The sequence below is a fragment of the Streptomyces sp. GC420 genome, assembly GCF_009916105.1.
In the GTDB taxonomy this organism is placed as follows: domain Bacteria; phylum Actinomycetota; class Actinomycetes; order Streptomycetales; family Streptomycetaceae; genus Streptomyces.
On record NZ_JAAAXQ010000734.1, the window covers coordinates 1 to 1,523 of the forward strand.

General features: G+C 72.6%; 2 protein-coding genes. Both read right to left on the reverse strand.

The window, feature by feature from the left end:
* A partial coding sequence (locus GUY61_RS38250; protein ID WP_166634883.1) for an arginine--tRNA ligase occupies nt 1-842 on the reverse strand: 842 nt, incomplete at its 3' end.
* Between the two features lie 146 nt (nt 843-988).
* Nucleotides 989-1,523, reverse strand: a 535-nt coding sequence (locus GUY61_RS38255; protein WP_243767037.1) for a response regulator, incomplete at its 5' end; no start/stop codon positions are given.

Sequence of the window (1,523 nt, forward strand, 5' to 3'; positions counted from 1 at the left end):
TGCTCGGCGTGAGCGTGTTCGGCGTGCTCGGCGTGCTCGGCGGGAGCGGGTTCGTCGCACCGGTGCGCGACGTCTTGCATGTGGTCGCCGTTTGCGTGTCCGTCACACCCGGCGCGGAAACCGAGCTGGGCGGCGTTCCTGAGCAGGGCGCGGGCGCGGGAGTGGGCGTACCGGACGCGGAAGAGGGGGTTGGTCTCGCTCTGCACCAGCAGCTCCGCGGAGAGCCGGGGACGCTCGTTCGGGGCGGTGCGGAGCATGCCCCAGCGGGCGGCGTCGGTACCCAGGCGGGTGAACACGTCCCGGTCGCGGGCGGGGAGGGCGACGACGCGCAGCCGCTCCTGGCGGCCGTCGTCGTGGCCCTGGTGGCCGTCGGGACCGACGCTGGTGCGGGCGAGCGCGCCCTGGGTGCGCAGGAGACGTACGACACAGTCGGTCACGACGCGGGTGCGCAGGTCACCCTCGCTCGGAAAGCTCAGGACGACGCCCTCGAGGGCGTCGCCGTACCCGTACCGGTCGCCTTCGCGCAGGACGCGCGCCACGAGCTCGGACGTGGACAGGGCGGCGAGGGTGAAGTTGAGGAAGCCGGGCCCGGTGATCTCGACGCCGGTGATGCCGGGCGCTCCGGCGATCCTGGCCGCGAGCAGCTCGGCCACGTCGCGCGGCGGAATCCCGGAGGCGGCGCCCACCTTGAGGGCGATGTTGCTGGCGTAGTCCCCGCGGCCCCCGGGCCTGGGGCGCTCCACGATGACCCGCTCCGGCACGGCGGCGGTCCGCAGGGCACCCTCGTCCACCGCGCTGCGCACGGCACGCAGGACGGTACGGGAGAGCTCGGCGGGGGTCACGGGACAAGGGTAGGGGAGAGACGGGGTGGCGCCGCGAACCGGTTTCCGCGATGTGGGACACAGCGGGCTGTGACCTGTGCGAGCGGTGGTGCCGGGCGTGTCCCGAGTGACAGGGGAGCCGCGCAACGAAGACAGCCGTCTCCGCCTCAGGCCCGGCCGGCGGCCGGCTCGGACTCCCCCGCCTCATGCCTGCCGTCGATCGACGGCGGGTCCTCCCGGTGCTCGCCGCGACTCCCGTCGCGGTGCATCAGCCGGCGGACCAGCCGCACCAGCTCGGCAGGCTCGAAGGGCTTCGCGAGAAAGGCGTCCACCCCTACGTCGAGCCCCTGCTCCACCTCGTACTGGGTGCAGGCGCTGATGATCGCCACCGGGAGATCCCGGGTCCGCGGATCCGACCGCAGCCGGGCGGCGGTCCGCATGCCGTCCAGCCGGGGCATCACCACGTCCAGCGTGACGACGTCCGGGCGGACCCTGTGGACGATTTCCAGACACTCGGCACCATCGGCCGCGGTCACGACCTCGAAGCCCTCCAGCTCAAGGTTGACCCTGATCAGCTGCCGGATGACCTTGTTGTCGTCCACAACAAGCACCCGACCATATGCGCCTGGCACAACTCGAGAGTAGGTCCGTCCCCGCCACCGCGTCCGGCTTTTCCCGAAACCACCCCCACCCGGGGGTACC